This is a genomic window from Cupriavidus sp. SW-Y-13, from assembly GCF_009793345.1.
Lineage (GTDB): Bacteria > Pseudomonadota > Gammaproteobacteria > Burkholderiales > Burkholderiaceae > Cupriavidus.
The window spans coordinates 1522412-1539493 of sequence record NZ_WHLX01000002.1; the positions used below are offsets into that span (position 1 = coordinate 1522412).

Below are 17082 nucleotides of genomic sequence, written 5' to 3' on the forward strand. Positions count from 1 at the left end.
ACCTGCGTGCGCACGCTACGCCCAATTCAATCGACTGAAAACGGCCTATCCGCCGCGTTAGCAGCGGACGATCAAAGAAACTGCAAAATCAATTTCCTGCTATGGATGGAAGCTGTGGGTCATCACGCGCCGCCTATCCTCTTCGACTCCTTACCATCGCCGTGATTGCCGCCGATACGCCCACCACCAGTGCAGTGGTCAGCAGCGGATGTCGTGCCGTGGTCGTGTACGCGCAGCGTTGCATTGCGCGGCTGTTGCCGGTGCGTTCTATCAGCGTGTTGCCGGCATCGTGCAGAGCGTTGTTTTCGATGGGGCCGGCTGGTTCGCGGGTCTGTTGGGCGCGGCCCATGAAGCGGCTCATGAATCGGTCGAAGGCATGCGGCGCGTGATACGCGGCGGCGGAGAACGCCTTGGCGGATGCGCCGACGAACATGTCGCGGCGTGGGTGTTCGGCGACGAAGAGAATGGCTTCCGCCACCAGTGTGGGGTCGTAGAGCGGTGGGGCCTGGCGGGGTTCCACGTGCAGGAAGTTCTTGGCGTGAGTCACCAGCGGCGTGTTCAGTCCGGCCGACTTGATCAACGTGATCGAGATCGGCGCCTTTTCCTGCTCCAGTTCCAGCCGCAGGGTATCGGTAAAGCCCTTGATCGCATGCTGCGAGGCCGCGTACGCGCTTTGCAGTGGCAGCGGCCCATCGCACGCCTCACTGCCCATGTTGATGATGGTGCCGCCAAAATCCCGTCCGAATTCGCATCGCTGGTCACGCAGGTGGCTGGCGGCCACCAGCGAACCGTGGACCACGCCCCAGTAGTTGGTTTCGAACAACCGTCGCTGGTCCTCCAGCGGCACATCGCCGTGCCGCCCGAAGATCGTCACGCCCGCATTGTTGATCCATGTATCGAATCCCCCAAAGCGTTCGACAGCCATGTTCGCCACCCGGACCATATCTTCCTGCCGGCCCACATCGGCGGTGACGGTGATGACTTCGGTGCCACGCTCACGCAGTTCCTCGGCGAGCTTGTGCAGCGCCTCCTCGCTACGCGCCACCAGCACGAGCTTTGCGCCTTTCTCGGCGGCCTGGCGTGCGGTGACGAGTCCCACACCGCTGGTGGCGCCGGTCAGGACGATGACCTGCGAGCCGATCTTCTTGAGGGGTTTCATCATGTCTTTCATCGATAGGCCCGGCACGGGAAGCTGGATAGCGCGCGAGATTCCGGGTGAGTCCGGCGCGCCGTGCAAATACTTCTCCCTTCCGCAAGTCCTATTCCCGCGCACGAGCCGCAGCCCATCGATGTGCAGCGCAGCATCGGCGTGGACATTTTTACAATGGCGCGTAAGGCCGATGAGCGATGTAGGACGCCTTCCGCTTTCGCGCGCAGCGTGTGCTGCATAAGCTGGAACGATCCCCGACCTGTCGGACGCATCCATGGCCAAGACCACCGCCGCACCCGCCGAAACAGACGCCCCGCTCGGGAAATACCACCGCAAACGCGATTTCGCCGCCACACCGGAACCCAGTGGCAAGACAGCTGGCAAGACGATCGCGCGCCGCAAGACCGCCGCGCTCTCGTTCGTGATCCAGAAACACGCCGCGCGGCGGTTGCACTACGATTTCCGGCTCGAACTCGATGGCACCCTCAAAAGCTGGGCCGTACCCAAGGGGCCGAGCTACGATCCCGCCGACAAGCGCATAGCAGTGCACGTGGAAGACCATCCGCTCGACTACGGCGGTTTCGAAGGTGTGATTCCCGCAGGCCACTATGGCGCCGGCACCGTCATCGTCTGGGACCGTGGCGTGTGGATTCCCGACAATGATCCGGAGACGGCCTATCGCGAAGGCAAGCTCAAGTTCGCATTACGCGGAGAAAAGCTGCAGGGACACTGGACGCTCGTGCGCATGGGCGGCAAGCGTGCGCGCGATGACAATGCATGGCTGCTGATCAAGGAGCGCGACGAATTCGCGCGGCCTGCATCGGAATTCGATGTGGTGGAGGCACTGCCGGACAGCGTACTCGGCGGCACGGCATCGAAAGCCAAGACCTCATCAAAAAAAGCAACGAAGAAGACAACGAAGCAAGCGGGAAAAGCCACCCCTATCGCCCTGCCCGACGGCGCGAAGAAAGCCAAGCTACCGCTTGCACTGTCTCCCCAGTTGGCTACGCTCGTCGACAAGGCCCCTGCCGACAGCGCGAACTGGCAATACGAGATCAAGTTCGACGGCTACCGCATCCTGGCGCGCGTGGATGGCGATGACGTGCGGCTCTTCACGCGTCAGGGACACGACTGGACATCGAAGCTGCGCAGTCTCGCGGCCGAGATTCGCGATATCGGCTTGCCCGATGGCTGGCTCGATGGCGAGATCGTCGTGGTCGATGCACACGGCATCACCGATTTCCAGGCGCTGCAGAATGCGTTCGAGACCGCGCACGTCGATCAGATTCAGTTCTACGCCTTCGACCTGCCCTACTACGATGGCCATGATTTGCGCGCGGTGCCGCTCGCGAATCGACGTGCGCTGCTCGCCAGCCTGATGGCCGATCGCACGTCGCAGCGCGTGCGTTTCAGCGACAGCTTCGAGGCCGACCCCGGCGAGATGCTACAGGCCGCGTGTCGCATGAAGCTCGAAGGCGTGATCGGCAAACGTGTGGATGCGCCATATGTCAGCACGCGGGCGAACTCGTGGATCAAGCTCAAATGCACCCATCGCCAGGAGTTCGTGATCGGCGGATTCACCGACCCCAAGGGCAGCCGAAGCGGGCTGGGCTCGCTGCTGCTGGGTGTGCATGACGCACAGGGCAAGTTGCGATATGCGGGCAATGTCGGCACCGGATTCGATACCGCCACACTCGACAGATTGCGCAAGCAACTCGATGCGCTGACCACGGACACCGCGCCCTTCGATCCACTGCCACGCGGCGTCAAGGGACATTGGGTCAAGCCAAAGCTCGTGGCCGAAGTCTCGTTCGGTGCGTGGACGCGCGAGGGTCGTGTCCGGCATTCGGTATTCCATGGCCTGCGCACCGACAAGGCTGCAGGCAGCATCACCGTAGAAACACCAGCGGCGCCAGCGAAAAAGGTCGCAACCAGGACACGCACGGCAGCGAAGAAAACCGTCACAAAGACATCCGCCCCCCGTGGCAAGACCGTTGTTGCCGATGTCGTCGTCAGCCATGCCGACCGCGTCATCGACAAATCCACCGGACTGACCAAGGGCGATCTCGTGGATTACTACGCGCGTGCCGCCGCATTGATGCTGCCCTACCTGAAGGCAAGGCCGCTGGCGCTAGTGCGCGCACCGTCGGGCATCGACGGGCAGCAGTTCTTCCAGCGGCACGGCGATACGCTCCACATCACGGGCATGAAGGCGCTCGACCCTGACCTCTGGCCCGGCCATCCTGCGCTGATCGAAGTCACCAGCGAAGCGGCGATTGTCGAGGCCGCGCAAATGAACGTGATCGAGTTTCACACGTGGAATGCCACATCCCGCGCGATCGACAAGCCCAACCAGGTGGTGTTCGACATCGATCCGGGCGAAGGCGTGAAATGGCCGCAAATCCAGGAAGCCGCCGGCCTGGTCAGGGCGTTGCTCGAGGCGCTGGAACTGGAAAGCTTTCTCAAGACCAGTGGCGGCAAGGGCCTGCATGTGGTGGTGCCACTGGCGCCACGCGCCGATTGGGAGACTGTGCGTGACTTCGCGCAGGACGCCGTGATCCATATGGCGCGGACGATTCCCGATCGATTCGTCGCCAAAAGTGGCCCGCGCAATCGCGTTGGCAAGATTTTCATCGATTACCTGCGCAATGGTGTCGGGGCTACCACCGCTGCCGCATTTTCCGCGCGGGCGCGTCCCGGGCTCGGCGTGTCCATTCCGGTCAGCTGGGACGAGCTTGCAGAACTGACGAGTGCGGCGCACTGGACCATCGCCAATGTCGGCGCCCGGCTCCAGGAACTGTCGCGGCACGACCCCTGGGCCGGGTTCGCCACCTCGCGCCAGACGCTCACGCGCGCCCGCAAACGACTCGCCGGCGGCTGAACGGATGCATGGGACGCCGCGCTGTCGGCGTCCGTCTGTCAGCGGTCTTGTGACGGCGCGGCACGGTTCTTGCCACTGTGGACCCAAAACGTTGCCCCGAGGGCATCCGCAGCAAGGCAAACAACAATGAGACAAGACCCCGATCCGTGGTTTTCAAGTGAGTTCTGGCAGCGCGCCATCCTCTGCATTCTGACGCTGGCGCTGGCCTATCTGCTGTCTTCGCCGTTCGACGCGGGCGCGGCCTCTGTGCGCCCCGCCCCGGCGTATCGCTAAAAGCAGCCAGTTCGACACCCGAAAACACGCGAGTCAAAAATACAAAGCATATGGGCAGCAAAAAGGTAAAAAATACAATTCAGGATGTGGCGACGCCACCCGCGACGGCTATCCGTGCAGGCGACGTGGCGTGTCATGACCTGGAGAGGTCGAATCGCGACATCACGATTGCGGCATTCCCTGCCGCCAGCCAGCCATGAATGCCACGCCGAACCAGCAACCGACGCGCCGCCCGCTGATCCTCAATGTCGAGGGTCGCGAAGGGCCACGCTACGTCAAGAGCCGCATCCTGAACCGGGCGGAGTTCTCGGTACTCGAGGCATCGAACGGCCAATCCGCCCTGGCACTGGTGCGCCAGCACACGCCGGACCTCGTGCTGCTTTCGGGCCAGCTTCCCGATATCGACGGCCTCGACGTCTGCCGCCTGATCAAGGACGATCCGCTGACCGCGCGGACCATGGTGCTGCTGACCACAGCGGGCGTCACCGACTCCCATCGCCGCGTGCAGGCGCTCAATGGCGGCGCGGACAGCCTGCTGGTGGAACCGCTGGAACCCGAGGAACTGGTCTCGAATATCAATGCGTTGCTGCGCATGCGCGGCGCCGAGGATGCGTTTCAGCGCACGTCGCAGGCCCTTCACGAGAACGAGGACCTGCTCCGGCAACTGGCCGAGTCACTGGCCGATGTGGTGTGGATTCTGGAGCCCCGGAGCCAGCGCTTCCTGTTCATCAGCCCTTCGTTCGAATCACTGTGGGGCCGCCCTGCCGATGCGCTCAAGCAGAACGCCACGGAATGGCTGCACTGGCTGGCGCCGGAAGACCGTGTGCGCATGGAAGTGGAGTGGGAGAGCATGTTGCGCGACGGCCGGCTCGATACAGAGTTTCAGCTCGAACGTCCCAATGGCGAGATACGCGAGGTGCATATGCGCGCGTTTCCGGTACGCGGTGCCGATGGCCGCTGCCTGCGCGTGGCCGGTATCTGCCAGGACGTTACGCGCCACAAACGCGCGGAACGCGCGCTGCATAACGAGGAACGGCGCAAGGACGAATTCCTCGCCATGCTCGCGCACGAACTGCGCAATCCGCTGGCGCCGATGCGCAGCGCGGTAGACCTGTTGCAGCAACTCACGCCGTCCCGCGAGGACATGTTCCGCGCGCGCGACATCATCGGCCGGCAACTGCATCACATGACGCGGCTGGTGGATGAACTGCTCGACATCTCGCGCTTCAATCAGGGCCAGATCACGCTGCGGCGCGACCTTGTTGAATTGCGCGGCGCGCTGAACACCGCCGTTGAGACCGTGCGGCCGCTGCTGGAAACGCGCCGCCACGCGCTGCGGCTGTCGCTGCCCGAGCAGCCGCTGCCCATTCGCGGCGACATGGTGCGGCTGACGCAGATCTTCGCCAACCTGCTGCACAATGCCGCCAAGTACACCGCCGAGGGCAGACAGCTTTCCGTGGAGGCCTCGGTCGCGGAGGGCAAGGTGTACGTGCGCGTACGCGACAACGGCAATGGGTTATCCACGGCGCTGCAACGCCACCTGTTCGATCCGCTGGCCGCAGCCGTCGGCGGCGGCGAGTCGGATGGCGCGGCCGCCCACATCGGCGAGCACGATGACCGTCCGAACACCAACGCCACATTGCCAGCCACACCACCGACCGACCCCGACAACTTTGCCGCACGCGAAGGTGCCGGCATCGGCCTGACGCTGGTGCAAAAGCTGGTCACACTGCACGGTGGCCGCATCACGGCGGAAAGCCCCGGTGCTGGCAAGGGCAGCACCTTTACCGTGGAGTTGCCAGTGGAGCCGTGGCAGAACTGGCATCCGTCTGCCGGCAAGGCGCGCGCCGTGCCAGGCGCGCCGCATACCATCATGCTCGTGGACGACAACGTCGATGCGCTGGAAGCCATGACGATGACGCTCGAAACGCTGGGCCATACCGTAGTGACCGCGCCGGATGGCCAGAGCGCCATCGATCGCGCGGCCAGCGTGCGGCCCGACGTGGTGCTGCTGGACCTGGGCATGCCCACGATGGATGGCTTTGAAACCGCGCGAAGGCTGCGCGAGATTCCCGAACTTCGCAATGCGCGGCTGGTGGCACTGACGGGCTTCGGCCAGCCCGACGATCGCCGCCGCACCCGCGATGCTGGCTTCGACATGCATCTGGTGAAGCCCGCCGATCTCAACGCGTTGACCCGTTTGCTCGACGAACTGGACGCCTGATCCATCGCGTCCCGGACAAGGAACCCCATGCGCATGCATATCACGCCCGAACCCGACATCGTGCCGCCCAAGCCCGAAACCCCGCCACCCGAGCCACCTGATACCACGCCGGAGCCCATCAACGATCCGCCTCCAGGGGACATGCCGCCACCCCCGCCGCAGCGCGCATAGCCGGAGCGCAACGTGTCACGCGTGATCTGGAAAGGGGCCATCAGCTTCGGGCTGGTCAACATCCCCGTCTCACTGAAGGCCGCATCCCGCTCGAGTACGCTCGACCTCGACATGCTCGACAAGCGCGACATGGCGCCCGTGGGCTATCAGCGCATCAACAAGCACACCGGCAAGGTCATCGAGAACACGCAGATCGTCAAAGGCTACGCGTACGAGAAGGATGAATACGTCGTGCTCAGTGACGAGGATTTCCGCCAGGCCAATGTCGAGGCCACGCAAACGGTGGATATCGTGTCGTTCGTCGATGCCGGCGCGATCCCGCCCTACTACTTCGAGACGCCCTACTATCTCGAACCCGACAAGCGCGGCGAGCGCGGCTATGCGCTCCTGCACGAGACCATGCGCAAGACCGGCCGCGCGGCCATAGCGCTCGTTGTGCTGCGCAACCGGCAGCATCTGGCGGCACTGTTGCCGCTAGGCAAGGCACTGGTGCTGAACACAATGCGGTTCGCCGACGAGGTGCTCCCCATCGAGGACCTGAAATTGCCCGCCGCCAGGAAACACGCGGCGAGCGCGCGCGAAGTGCAGATGGCCACCAAGCTCGTGGAAGACATGAGCGAAGACTGGAAGCCGGAACAGTTCCACGACACCTATCGCGAAGACTTGCTCGCAGTCATCCACGCCAAGATCAAGGCCGGCAAGACCCACCTGCTGACACCGGCTGGCGACGACACGCCGACGCCGTCCAAGGGCGCCAAGGTCATCGACATGATGGCGCTGCTCAAGCAGAGCATTGGGCAACGCGACAAGGCACCCGCAAGGAAATCGGCGCGGAAGGCTGTGGCGAAGAAAGCAGCAACGAAGAAAGCGGCGACGAAGGGAGCAGCGACGAAGGAGACCGCGAAACCTGGTGCCAGGAAAAAAACCGCGACAGCGAAGAAATCAAAGACAGCGAAGACCGCGACGCGAAAGAAAGCGGCCTGATTCCAGCCTGCGCCGCCCCAAAGAAAAAGAGCCGCGACACGTGGGAGAGTCGCGGCTCAGCGCAGGGCGGCCTGAGCCGCCGCGCATCATCAATCGTTCAGGTACGTCTGCTAGGTCAGCTCCTTAGCGCGACGACACCTTGAGGTGATCCTTCACGGAATCCACGCCTTCCACCGAACGCACGGCGTCCAGCGCGAGTTCATGCTCGGCCTTCGTCGGCACCGAGCCCGTGAGATTCACCACGCGATCCTTCGTCTTGACGTGAATGCCCGTCGACTTCAGATCCTTCGTGGCCAGCAGCTTCGACTTGATCTTCGTGGTCAGCGCGCTGTCCGTCACGACCTGCTTCGCATTGTCCGCGCCGTTCTCCACCTTGTTTTCCATCTTCGCGCCAGTGGTTGCAGCGGGCATCTTCTCCTTGTCGCCGTCGATACGGCCCGGCGTAGCAGCACCTGTGTACGCAGGCGTCTGCGTGGCCGTGGTGTTGCCGGTGGAGTCGGCCACCTTCATGAAGCCGCCGTTATCGAGCGCATGCGCGCCGCCCGCAGCAAATGCGGCAGCGGTAGCCAGCAAGATCGAAGCGATACGAACAGTGCGAGTGGTCGGTGCGTTTTTCATGGTGATATCTCCTTGTTAGCGTTTGAATCGCAATGAATCAAGGTCTGTGAAACAAGATCAGTCACCGGGCGCCGCGTCCTTCCTCACATCACACTGTATGAAGCCGTGGACCCGATAGCGTTACTGACCATCCTGCCCACTGTTCTGCAAATCCCGTTCCACATCTGGCGCCATCGGCCGCAAACCCTTGGCCCATCAAAGTTGCGACGCTGTGCGCGAAGCGGTGCTGGCGCCGCCTGCGGAGCGCTCGCACGCGCATTGTGTGAAAACCATGCATGGCTTGTAAAAGCGGCAAAGGCGGTGTCTCGTATCCGCTACCTGTATGTCCGACAGATGGCATCCGTCGCACTTTGTCAGATGGCATGCCGATTGCTGAATACCATCGCGGCAGCCTCGCCGCGATCTTCCGGAGAAAGCAATGGGACAGCAGCAAGGTAGCCAGTCGGGCCAACCGGGCCAACAGTCGGGACAGCAAGGCCAGAAGCAGCAGGAACAACAGCAATCCGGCCAAGGTGGACAGCAAGGCGGCCAGGACCAGCAACGCCAGCAAGGCGGCGGCCAGATGGGAAATCAGGACAAGCGCTCCGGCCAGCCTCAACAGGACGCCGGCCAGAAGCAAGGGCAACAAGGCCAGCAAGGCCAGCAAGGCCAACAGGACAAGAATCGTCAGCAGTAACGCGGTAGCGGCTTCAAGCCATCGCTTTCCGGGTCTCGCAGTGACATCTCCACGGTTGTCACACCCCGCCTTAGGTCAAGACGGGGATCATTGAAGCGAGATCCTGCGCCGGAGCATCTGAGAGGATGCTTCGGCGTCTTGGTTTTGGGGGCACCCCGCCGATGGGGGTCATGCCCCCTACTGTGGGAGGATTTTCAAGAAAGCGAGGAGGCGTTCACGCCCTCAAACCAATCGTCCTGACACCGCAGCGATCGTCTTCCGCCAGACGTCGCGCTGTTGCGTCAGGTAGGTCACAGCTCCCGCGCCAGTGAGGCCAAGCGGTTCAGCGCCATCCTGTGACAGGCGTTGGCGCAGCGACGATGTTTTCAGCAAGCGGGCGAGTCGGAGTTCAAGCGTGGCGCGGCGCGCGGACGATACCGTGGGTGCGGCCAGTAAGCCGTACCACGCGTCCTGCCACATGCTTTGCATGCCGGACTCGGCGAAGGTGGGGACAGAGGGTGCCAGCGGGCTGCGCGTGCGGCCGGTGACGGCGAGTGCGCGGACGCGACCCTGACGCATCAGGGGGAGCGATGCTTGCAACGTACTGAACAGCAGCGCCACGTGCCCGCCTTGCAGGTCGATCAATGCGCGGGCGCTGCCGGGATACGGAACGTGCGACATCGTGACGCCGGCCTCGCGACACATCTGTTCGGCCACGAGGTGCGCACTGGAATGCACGCCCAACGATGCATAGGCGATTTCGCCGGGGCGGCGGCGGGCTTCGTCGAGTTGGAAAGCGAGGGCTGCGCGACGGTCTTCCGCGCGCGAACGGGTGCCGTCGCCGGCCATCAGCAATACGTGGGGTGTGCTGGCGACGATGGCCAGCGGATGCAGCGATGCGACCATCGCATCGGATGCACCGGGCAGCAATGGCGCGATGCTGACCGAGCCTACCGTGCCGAGCAGCAGCGTTTCGCGCGTGGCGTCGGCGCGGGCGGCTTCCTGCATGGCGATCTGTCCGGCGGCACCGGGCCGGTTGTCGACGATCGTTGGTGCACCATCGCCAGTGAGCCCGTCCGCGACGATGCGCGCGATGTGGTCGGCCCCGCCGCCTGCGGCATAGCCGACAAGCAGGTGCATGACATCAGCGGCAAGACTCGGATGCCAGGGGCGTGCAAACGGCAGCGACAGCAGCGCTGCGGTCACGCGCCTGCGGGAAAGCACGGACATGAGGCGGGGACGCGAATCGAAAGGCTGGCCGCATCGTAGCACCAGCCGCCCGCGCCCGCCGTGCGGACAAACCCACCTGCCTCAGCTCTTGCTTCCCGTTACTGCTGCGGTGGTCGGCAGGCGGCTCCCGCGGAATTTGCGGACGGATTCATGTCAAACACCGCCTGCGCACCGCATTGCGAACCGAACATGCGAGCCTGGTCGTGCCCCACGCCCACCACTTCGAATGTCTTGTGCGCGGTAATCGGTGCCGCGCCTGCCAGGAACTTCTCGTAGCGCCAGTAGGCGCGTGCGCGCTGCAGTCGGGTTGGTCCTTCGGCCTCGGCGCCGCACGCCTTGTCGAGCACGCGATGGTTCGGGTCATTGTCCTCGCTGCCCGCCATGTACGTCACCTGCCGCTGCATGTAGCGCCGATACAGCGTCATGCCATCGGCACCCTTTGCGTACGCCACCATGTCGCCCATGCCGTAGCGGTACTTGTCATAGTCGGCACAGACCGTCGTGCTGTAGGGCGCAAAGCGTTTGTAGTCCGGCGCAACGGGCCGGTCTGGCGTGAAGTACAGGTACGACGATGGATTGGCCACCACGTAGCGCAGGTCGATGCCCGTACCGCGCACTTTTTCATCCACGTTATTGAGCACCGCATAGCGATGCACGATCTGCGCGCCGCCCGAGTGGCCGGCCACCGTCACCTTTTTCACCAGCGGCACGCGCTTGCGGTCGGTCACAAAGGCCAGCAGATCGTCGAGCACCTGCAGCGAACTGGTGCCCTTGCCCGGACCCGACACCGCATCTTCCCCGCCGATCCACCCCTGCACGGTCCAGACCGGCATGTTGTCGAAGTGCTTCGCGGTATCGGGCGTGCCCGGAAAATTCGGCGCGATCAGCAGCACCTCGTCGGCGTTGCGGCCGCTGGTTTTCAGCAGTTCCGCACCGGCTGCGTAGTAGTCGTCGCCATTGCGCTGCAGCCCGTGCTGCACCAGTATCACCTCGCGAATCCGGCTCAGATCGCCGTCGAGCCGATGATTGGCGTAGACCGGGAAGTCATAACCCGCGCCCGCCCCCAGGTGTACGCGCTGCCATGACGGTTTGGAAGCCTTGCTGGCCATCGCGGGACCATCGACCGTTGGCGACGGCGACGTAGCGCAACCGGATAACGCAGCGATGGTACTGATGGCGATGGCTACCGCAGCGAGGCGGACGTGGGATGGCATGGCGTCTCCTTGATGTTCTGTTCACGCATCCTGCGCGCGATGGCGGCGCCCGCCATCCGGCAAAACGCCAATATAGGCGCGTGGCGTCCGTTCGTAAAATATATGCATGACACGATTTCCATATTTCACGGATATACCGCGATGGAGTTGAGACACCTGCGCTATTTCCTCGCCGTGGCCGAGACGGGTTCGGTCACGCGCGCCGCCGAACAGCTTGGCATTCAGCAACCGCCGCTATCGCAGCAACTGAAAGCGCTGGAGATCGAACTGGGCGTGACCCTGTTCGATCGTCAGCCGCGCGGCGTAGCATTGACCCCAGCCGGCACCGCGCTACATGCCGATGCAACCGATCTCTTCGCGCGGATCGAGCAGATGCGCGCCCGCATGCAGCGCATGGCGCGTGGCGACGAAGGGTCGCTGTCGATCGGCTTTACGAGTTCCGCTGCCGCGCACAAGCTCACGCCGGAAGTCCTGCGCGCGTGCCGCCGTCAGTTTCCGCGCGTCGCGCTGACGCTGACCGAATGCAATGCCGCCGAAGCCATCGAGCGACTGGCCGATGGTTCGCTGGACGCCGCATTGCTGCGTGCGCCGGTATCGCATCCGGAAGGCGTGCGCTTCGATCTGTTGCTCGAGGAAGAGATGGTGATTGCGCTGCCGCTCGATCATCCGTTGCTGCGCCGACGTGCGCTGCGTGGCGAGGGTGCTGCAGACCCGGTATCGCTCAGCGAACTGGCGGCAGACCCGTTCATCCTGGTTCGCCGTCCTGGCGCACCCGGCATGTATGGCGATCTGCTGCGGGAATGCGAAGCGCTGGGCTTTACGCCACGCATCGGCGCGGAAGTGAGTCGCATGCTGACGAACCTGAATCTCGTGGCGGCTGGCGCGGGGGTCAGCGTCGTGCCCGCGTCGATGGCAGGACTGAATCGCCATGGCGTGGCGTACTGCCGCATGGTCGAAGCCGATCGCTTGCGCGCGCCGCTGACGCTGGGCTATCGCGAGCATCATGACAACGCGGCACTGGCCGCGCTTGTGACACTGACCCATCGCATCGCCACACGTCATCGCAAGAAAGCAGAACCGCCAGAGCTTTGATGCTTCGAAAAAAATGAAGGGCAGGGAGCCATATGCGCCCTGCCCTTCCTTTGCCATGCATCACTCAATGCAGCACACCAAACTCCAGTTTTCCGGTGGACGTGCCTGTCAGCAAGCCGCTGCCATACAGATATGACGCAACCACGCCACCTGTGGCCCCGATCACGCCCGGCACCGGCGTGTTGTAGGTCAGCGTGCCCGACACACCGTTGCGCACGATGGTTGTTCCCGACAGATCCGCCGCGACCTGCGCCCCATCGGTGGCCTGTACGCGATACGCACCATCGGCCGCTCCGGCCAGCAATCCCGACGCCGCCTGCTTCGCATACACGTTCATGCCGTAGGCCGTGGTCGAGCGCGTGAGGATCAGAGGCACCGGCGTACCATTGACGATGCCGCTGATCAGCGACCCGCTCAACACGCCGTTAGCTGCCGCGATGGTGCCGCCCACAAAGTAGTCGAACGCCTGCCGCGTGGCATTCCACACGATGTAGCCCTTCGTGGTGTTCGTGCAGTTGGCGTCGTAGACGATGTATCCGCCGGTCGCGTTGGCTGCGCACGTTTGCCACGTGGCCGCCGAGGAACGCAGCCGAGCCGAAGCGTTGACCGTGGACACCGCACCATTGGCAACCGCCGTCTGGATGCCGTTGACGTTGTAGATATCCGCCACCGCCGTGTAGTCGGCGGATACGTTCTGGAATGCGATCAACGGACGGAACGTGGCGCCCGATGCGGCCCGCACACCCGCCGACAGCAATCCGCCGCCGCCCAGCGTGAACTGCGCGCCGTTTTCGTCGCTGCCGTAGGTACAGCCACCCTGTGACACGAGCTGCCCCGTAATCGCCGTGTTTGCCGCGCGCTGCAGGCTGGCGTCGATGGTCACCGTGTATTGCAGCGTCACCGGATCGATGCGCACCGACAGTTCCTCGCCATCCGTATTGCCGCCCTTCCACGTCGTGGGCGTCGAAGGCATGTTCAGGCATGACTGCACGATGCCGGACGCGCCTTCGCAGGTGTAGTTGACGGCGGCGTCGGCACTGCCCGTGCCCTTGTACTTCGGCCACGATGGATACAGGCACAGCGGACGCGTACGTCCATAGGTGCCTGCATTCGTATCCATCACTGTGCGCGTGCCCGGTGCAGCGCCCAGTTCGACCCAGTTCTCCAGCGCAGTCAGCGAGTTCCACGCCGGCAGGAAGCTGCCCGTGCCATGGCCCATGCCCGGCACCGTATAGAAGCGAATACCTTGATCGACCGCCGTCTGTCCCACGCGACCGATCACGGCCTTGTACCAGGCAATCGTCGAATTGGGACTGATCACTTCATCGGCCAAGCCATGCAGCAGGATCAGGCGTCCACCTTTACCGAGAAACGCGGAGAGATCGGGATTGGTCGCGTCGGTCAGTGCCGACACGGTCTGCACCCGCGAGGTCCAGCTACCGGGGCTGGCTGGATCGAATGTCAGCGCATCGAACGTGGCATTGCGCGTGACGAAGTACTTCACCCACTGGTCGCCAGTGAGGTACATGTTCGCATCGGCAGTGGTTGCGGGATTGCCCGGCACGGGACGCGTGCCGAGGTCTCGCGACGTGAACGGCCCCGCCACCAGCGCCCCTTCCAGAATGTTGTAGCCGCCCGCCACGGTCACGCCATTGGCCAGCGGATAGTTCAACTGCAGCGGCTGCTCGATGGTCTTGACGGTGGCGATCTGCGCATCGGAGAGACAGGTATCGCCGGTATCAGTGCCACCCGCGCAGCGCAGGCTTTGCAGTACCTGCAGCGCACCTACGCGACAGCCTTCCACGTTGCTCACCACGCGATCGGCCACACCATCGAGCGTATCGCAGGCGTCCATGGCGGCCTTCTGCACGAGCAAGGTCTTGTTGATATTGAGCCAACCCGTGCCACCGTTCAGATAGAGCGCGCGACCCAGTGCCACGTTGGACAGCCGTGTACCGGTGTAATTGAGTGCGGGCTCGTTGGCGATCACCCCATCGTAGTCCGCCGGCCAGCGCTGGATATAGCTCAATGCATCGCGCCCGCCCGTTGAGGTCCCCAGGAAATATGCCTTGGTGAGCGCCTTGCCGTAGCGCTGCGTAATCAGCGCGATGGCCACGTCATGGGTCTTCTTGAGCGTGTCGCCGCCGTAGTTGGTCAGGGCCTCGTCGTTGGTGGCAAAGCGGCCATCGGTGATGCTCGTGCTCTGGTGGCCGGAATCGTCGCCCCAGGTTGCATAGCCACGTGCCAGCGGCGCGGGATCATCGGGCAAGGCAAAGCGCACAGTCTCGGTGCCGTCGATCAGCGTACCGTCGAATCCGCCGCCGCCGAACTGGATGCCCTTGCCATTCCACTGCGTCGGCAAGTTGACCGCGAAATTGATGTTCGGCGATGCCGGGTCCACCGGCGCAATCGCGCCGCGCACCTGGCAGTACTCGCCCAGCGCATTGCCGCTGGCGTTCTCCGCAATCAGCGTCGCACCCGTGACCGTGGCGCCGCCCGTGGCCAGCGCAAGGCTCGACGCCGCGATACTGACGCCGTTCAGCGCATTGCACGCATCGAGTGCGCTCAGTGCAGGCTTGTCCGGCGTCGGCGTGCCGCTACCTGTGTCGCCCTGCCCTGCGCCGTTGTTGCCGCTGCCACTATTCGATGCAGCCGGCGCGTCGTCGCCACCACCGCATGCCGTCAATGCCAGCGTAGCGGCACATATCGCGGCCAGCAGCCATGGCTGCCGCCGCCCAGGAATTTGGGTTGTCATGTTCGTCTCCTCCAGTGCAGCCGATACTTTTGCCGGCGTGCTGGAGCGAGACGGTAGCACCGCGTTGGGGCTACGTAAAATATATGCCGGATGCGGTATTCATACTTATGAAATATGCCTTATCGCGGCAATCCCACATAGTTCTCCGCAAGCGATCGGCACGCCGCTTCGGAACCCACGAGGTAATCGAGTTCGGCTTGCTGGATGCGGCGCGCAAAGACGTCGGCGTCAGGGAAGCTATGCAGCAGTGACGTCATCCACCACGAGAACCTTTCGGCCTTCCAGATCCGGCGCAGGCATGTCTCCGAATACTGGTCGAGGCCGTTTGCGTCGTGCTCCTGATAGTGCGCGATCAATCCATCGGCGAGATACAGCACGTCGCTGGCGGCGAGGTTGAGTCCTTTGGCGCCGGTGGGTGGCACGATGTGCGCGGCGTCTCCGGCGAGGAACAGCCGGCCGTATCGCATCGGCTCGCAGACGAAGCTGCGTAGCGGTGCGATGCTTTTCTCGATGCTGGGTCCGGTGATCAGTGCGTCTGCGGCTTCGGGATCGAGGCGGCTGCGCAGAGTTTTCCAGAAGCGTTCATCGGACCAGTTCCCGGCCTTTTCGGTGGAGGGCACCTGCACGTAGTAGCGGCTGCGTGTCATCGAGCGCATGCTGCATAGCGCGAAGCCGTCCGGGTGGCTGGCGTAGATCAGTTCGTCGGCTACGGGCGGCGTATCGGACAGCACACCAAGCCAGCCGAACGGATACACACGCTCGAAGATCTGTTTCGAGGGTTCGGGCACGCTGGCGCGACTGACCCCGTGGAAACCATCGCAACCGGCGATGAACTCGCATTGCACGGTATGCGTGACACCGTCCTTGCGATATTGCACGCTGGGACGGCTGCCATCGAACTCATGCAGCGACACCGATTCCGCCTCGTACACGATGGGCATGCCAGATGCCTGTCGCGCGGCCATGAGATCGCGCGTGACTTCGGTCTGGCCGTACACCGTGACATCGCGGCCGATCAGCGCATGAAAATCGATGCGGTGCCGCGTGCCGTTGAACGAAAGTTCGATGCCGTGGTGCTTCAGTCCCTCTTCATGCAGACGCGCGGCCACGCCTGTGCGCTCCAGTGCTTCCACGGTCGTACATTCGAGAATGCCGGCGCGGATGCGGCCCAGCACGTAGTCTGCACTGCGTTGCTCGATGATGAGGTTGTCGATGCCCGCGACAGTCAGCAACTGGCCGAGCAACAGGCCGGCGGGGCCGGCGCCGACAATTGCTACGCGCGTGGCATGGGTTCCATGGGGGGCCATGGCGTGTCTCCTGTCTTGTTGTTATGGTGCGCGCCCCGCTCTATGTCGGCGAGGCTACGTGGTACTGCCCGTGGGTCAGCGCGTCCCGCCCTCGTCACCGAGAATTTCCTGCGCCAGATGGAAAGCCGAATTCGCAGCGGGCACGCCGCAGTAGATGCCCGTTTGCAGCAGCACTTCCTTGATCTCGTCGCGTGTCACGCCGTTGTTGGCCGCCGCACGCAGATGCAGCTTCAGTTCCTCGGAACGATTCAGCGCCACCATCATCGCAATCGTGATCAGGCTGCGCGTATGGCGCGGCAGGCCGGGACGCGTCCATATCTCGCCCCATGCGTAGCGCGTGATCAGGTTCTGGAATTCCTCGGTCAGCGGTGTAAGGCGTTGCAGCGAGCGGTCTACGTGCGCGCTGCCCAATACGTCGCGGCGCACGGCGAGGCCCGCTGCGTAGCGCGCCTTGTCGTCGCGAATGGGTGCTTGCGTTGACGCCGCTTCCGCATGCGGCGCGCTGCCGGAAGATGATGGTTCGATGTG

At 63.7% G+C, this 17082-nt stretch carries 13 protein-coding genes; 6 read left to right on the forward strand and 7 right to left on the reverse strand.

Annotation, left to right across the window (positions count from 1 at the left end; genetic code table 11):
• Positions 1-133 precede the first annotated feature (133 nt).
• A complete protein-coding gene (locus GA566_RS22390) occupies positions 134-1159 on the reverse strand; it encodes an SDR family oxidoreductase (protein WP_160474712.1) in 1026 nt (341 codons plus the stop codon).
• A 265-nt stretch (positions 1160-1424) separates the two neighbouring features.
• On the opposite strand from GA566_RS22390, the gene ligD reads away from it, so the two are divergent.
• The 4 genes from ligD (at position 1425) to GA566_RS22410 (ending at position 7683) form a co-directional block, all read left to right on the forward strand.
• Positions 1425-4031, forward strand: coding sequence for a DNA ligase D (gene ligD / locus GA566_RS22395; protein ID WP_160474047.1), 2607 nt, complete (start codon positions 1425-1427; stop codon positions 4029-4031).
• Between the two features lie 126 nt (positions 4032-4157).
• Complete coding sequence (locus GA566_RS22400) at positions 4158-4304, forward strand: hypothetical protein (protein WP_160474048.1); 147 nt, start codon at positions 4158-4160, stop codon at positions 4302-4304.
• Between the two features lie 196 nt (positions 4305-4500).
• Positions 4501-6528: a response regulator gene (locus GA566_RS22405; protein WP_160474049.1), complete on the forward strand. Its 2028-nt coding sequence runs from the start codon at positions 4501-4503 to the stop codon at positions 6526-6528.
• Positions 6529-6711: 183 nt separating this feature from the next.
• Positions 6712-7683: a Ku protein gene (locus tag GA566_RS22410; protein ID WP_160474050.1), complete on the forward strand. Its 972-nt coding sequence runs from the start codon at positions 6712-6714 to the stop codon at positions 7681-7683.
• Positions 7684-7806: 123 nt separating this feature from the next.
• Here GA566_RS22410 and GA566_RS22415 read toward each other — a convergent pair whose 3' ends face one another.
• Positions 7807-8301, reverse strand: a complete 495-nt coding sequence (locus tag GA566_RS22415; protein ID WP_137926539.1) for a BON domain-containing protein — start codon at positions 8299-8301, stop codon at positions 7807-7809.
• Between the two features lie 418 nt (positions 8302-8719).
• Here GA566_RS22415 and GA566_RS22420 point away from each other — a divergent pair, with 418 nt between their 5' ends.
• Positions 8720-8977, forward strand: a complete 258-nt coding sequence (locus GA566_RS22420; RefSeq protein ID WP_160474051.1) for a hypothetical protein — start codon at positions 8720-8722, stop codon at positions 8975-8977.
• Positions 8978-9199: 222 nt separating this feature from the next.
• Here GA566_RS22420 and GA566_RS22425 read toward each other — a convergent pair whose 3' ends face one another.
• Positions 9200-10186: a tripartite tricarboxylate transporter substrate binding protein gene (locus GA566_RS22425; RefSeq protein WP_160474052.1), complete on the reverse strand. Its 987-nt coding sequence runs from the start codon at positions 10184-10186 to the stop codon at positions 9200-9202.
• A 98-nt stretch (positions 10187-10284) separates the two neighbouring features.
• Positions 10285-11400, reverse strand: coding sequence for a hypothetical protein (locus tag GA566_RS22430; RefSeq protein ID WP_160474053.1), 1116 nt, complete (start codon positions 11398-11400; stop codon positions 10285-10287).
• A 141-nt stretch (positions 11401-11541) separates the two neighbouring features.
• Here GA566_RS22430 and GA566_RS22435 point away from each other — a divergent pair, with 141 nt between their 5' ends.
• The gene (locus GA566_RS22435) at positions 11542-12492 is read left to right on the forward strand and encodes a LysR family transcriptional regulator (protein WP_137926535.1); all 951 of its coding nucleotides are present in this window, start codon (positions 11542-11544) and stop codon (positions 12490-12492) included.
• Positions 12493-12556: 64 nt separating this feature from the next.
• On the opposite strand, the gene GA566_RS22440 is transcribed toward GA566_RS22435, so the two are convergent.
• The 3 genes from GA566_RS22440 to pcaC form a co-directional block, all read right to left on the reverse strand.
• Positions 12557-15247, reverse strand: a complete 2691-nt coding sequence (locus GA566_RS22440; protein WP_137926534.1) for a tannase/feruloyl esterase family alpha/beta hydrolase — start codon at positions 15245-15247, stop codon at positions 12557-12559.
• Positions 15248-15366: 119 nt separating this feature from the next.
• Complete coding sequence (pobA, locus tag GA566_RS22445; RefSeq protein WP_160474054.1) at positions 15367-16554, reverse strand: 4-hydroxybenzoate 3-monooxygenase; 1188 nt, start codon at positions 16552-16554, stop codon at positions 15367-15369.
• 75 nt (positions 16555-16629) lie between these two features.
• Entirely contained in the window at positions 16630-17079 is a 450-nt protein-coding gene (gene pcaC, locus GA566_RS33320; RefSeq protein ID WP_370459368.1) for a 4-carboxymuconolactone decarboxylase, read from the reverse strand.
• Between the last annotated feature and the right edge of the window lie 3 nt (positions 17080-17082).

Bases quoted from the DNA above. Each gene is read 5' to 3' on its own strand.
- GA566_RS22430 (WP_160474053.1), bottom strand. From the start codon at position 11,400: ATGCCATCCCACGTCCGCCTCGCTGCGGTAGCCATCGCCATCAGTACC.
- GA566_RS22425 (WP_160474052.1), bottom strand. From the start codon at position 10,186: ATGTCCGTGCTTTCCCGCAGGCGCGTGACCGCAGCGCTGCTGTCGCTG.
- pobA (WP_160474054.1), bottom strand. From the start codon at position 16,554: ATGGCCCCCCATGGAACCCATGCCACGCGCGTAGCAATTGTCGGCGCC.
- GA566_RS22435 (WP_137926535.1), top strand. From the start codon at position 11,542: ATGGAGTTGAGACACCTGCGCTATTTCCTCGCCGTGGCCGAGACGGGT.
- GA566_RS22440 (WP_137926534.1), bottom strand. From the start codon at position 15,247: ATGACAACCCAAATTCCTGGGCGGCGGCAGCCATGGCTGCTGGCCGCG.
- GA566_RS22400 (WP_160474048.1), top strand. From the start codon at position 4,158: ATGAGACAAGACCCCGATCCGTGGTTTTCAAGTGAGTTCTGGCAGCGC.
- GA566_RS22405 (WP_160474049.1), top strand. From the start codon at position 4,501: ATGAATGCCACGCCGAACCAGCAACCGACGCGCCGCCCGCTGATCCTC.
- GA566_RS22420 (WP_160474051.1), top strand. From the start codon at position 8,720: ATGGGACAGCAGCAAGGTAGCCAGTCGGGCCAACCGGGCCAACAGTCG.
- ligD (WP_160474047.1), top strand. From the start codon at position 1,425: ATGGCCAAGACCACCGCCGCACCCGCCGAAACAGACGCCCCGCTCGGG.
- GA566_RS22415 (WP_137926539.1), bottom strand. From the start codon at position 8,301: ATGAAAAACGCACCGACCACTCGCACTGTTCGTATCGCTTCGATCTTG.
- GA566_RS22390 (WP_160474712.1), bottom strand. From the start codon at position 1,159: ATGAAACCCCTCAAGAAGATCGGCTCGCAGGTCATCGTCCTGACCGGC.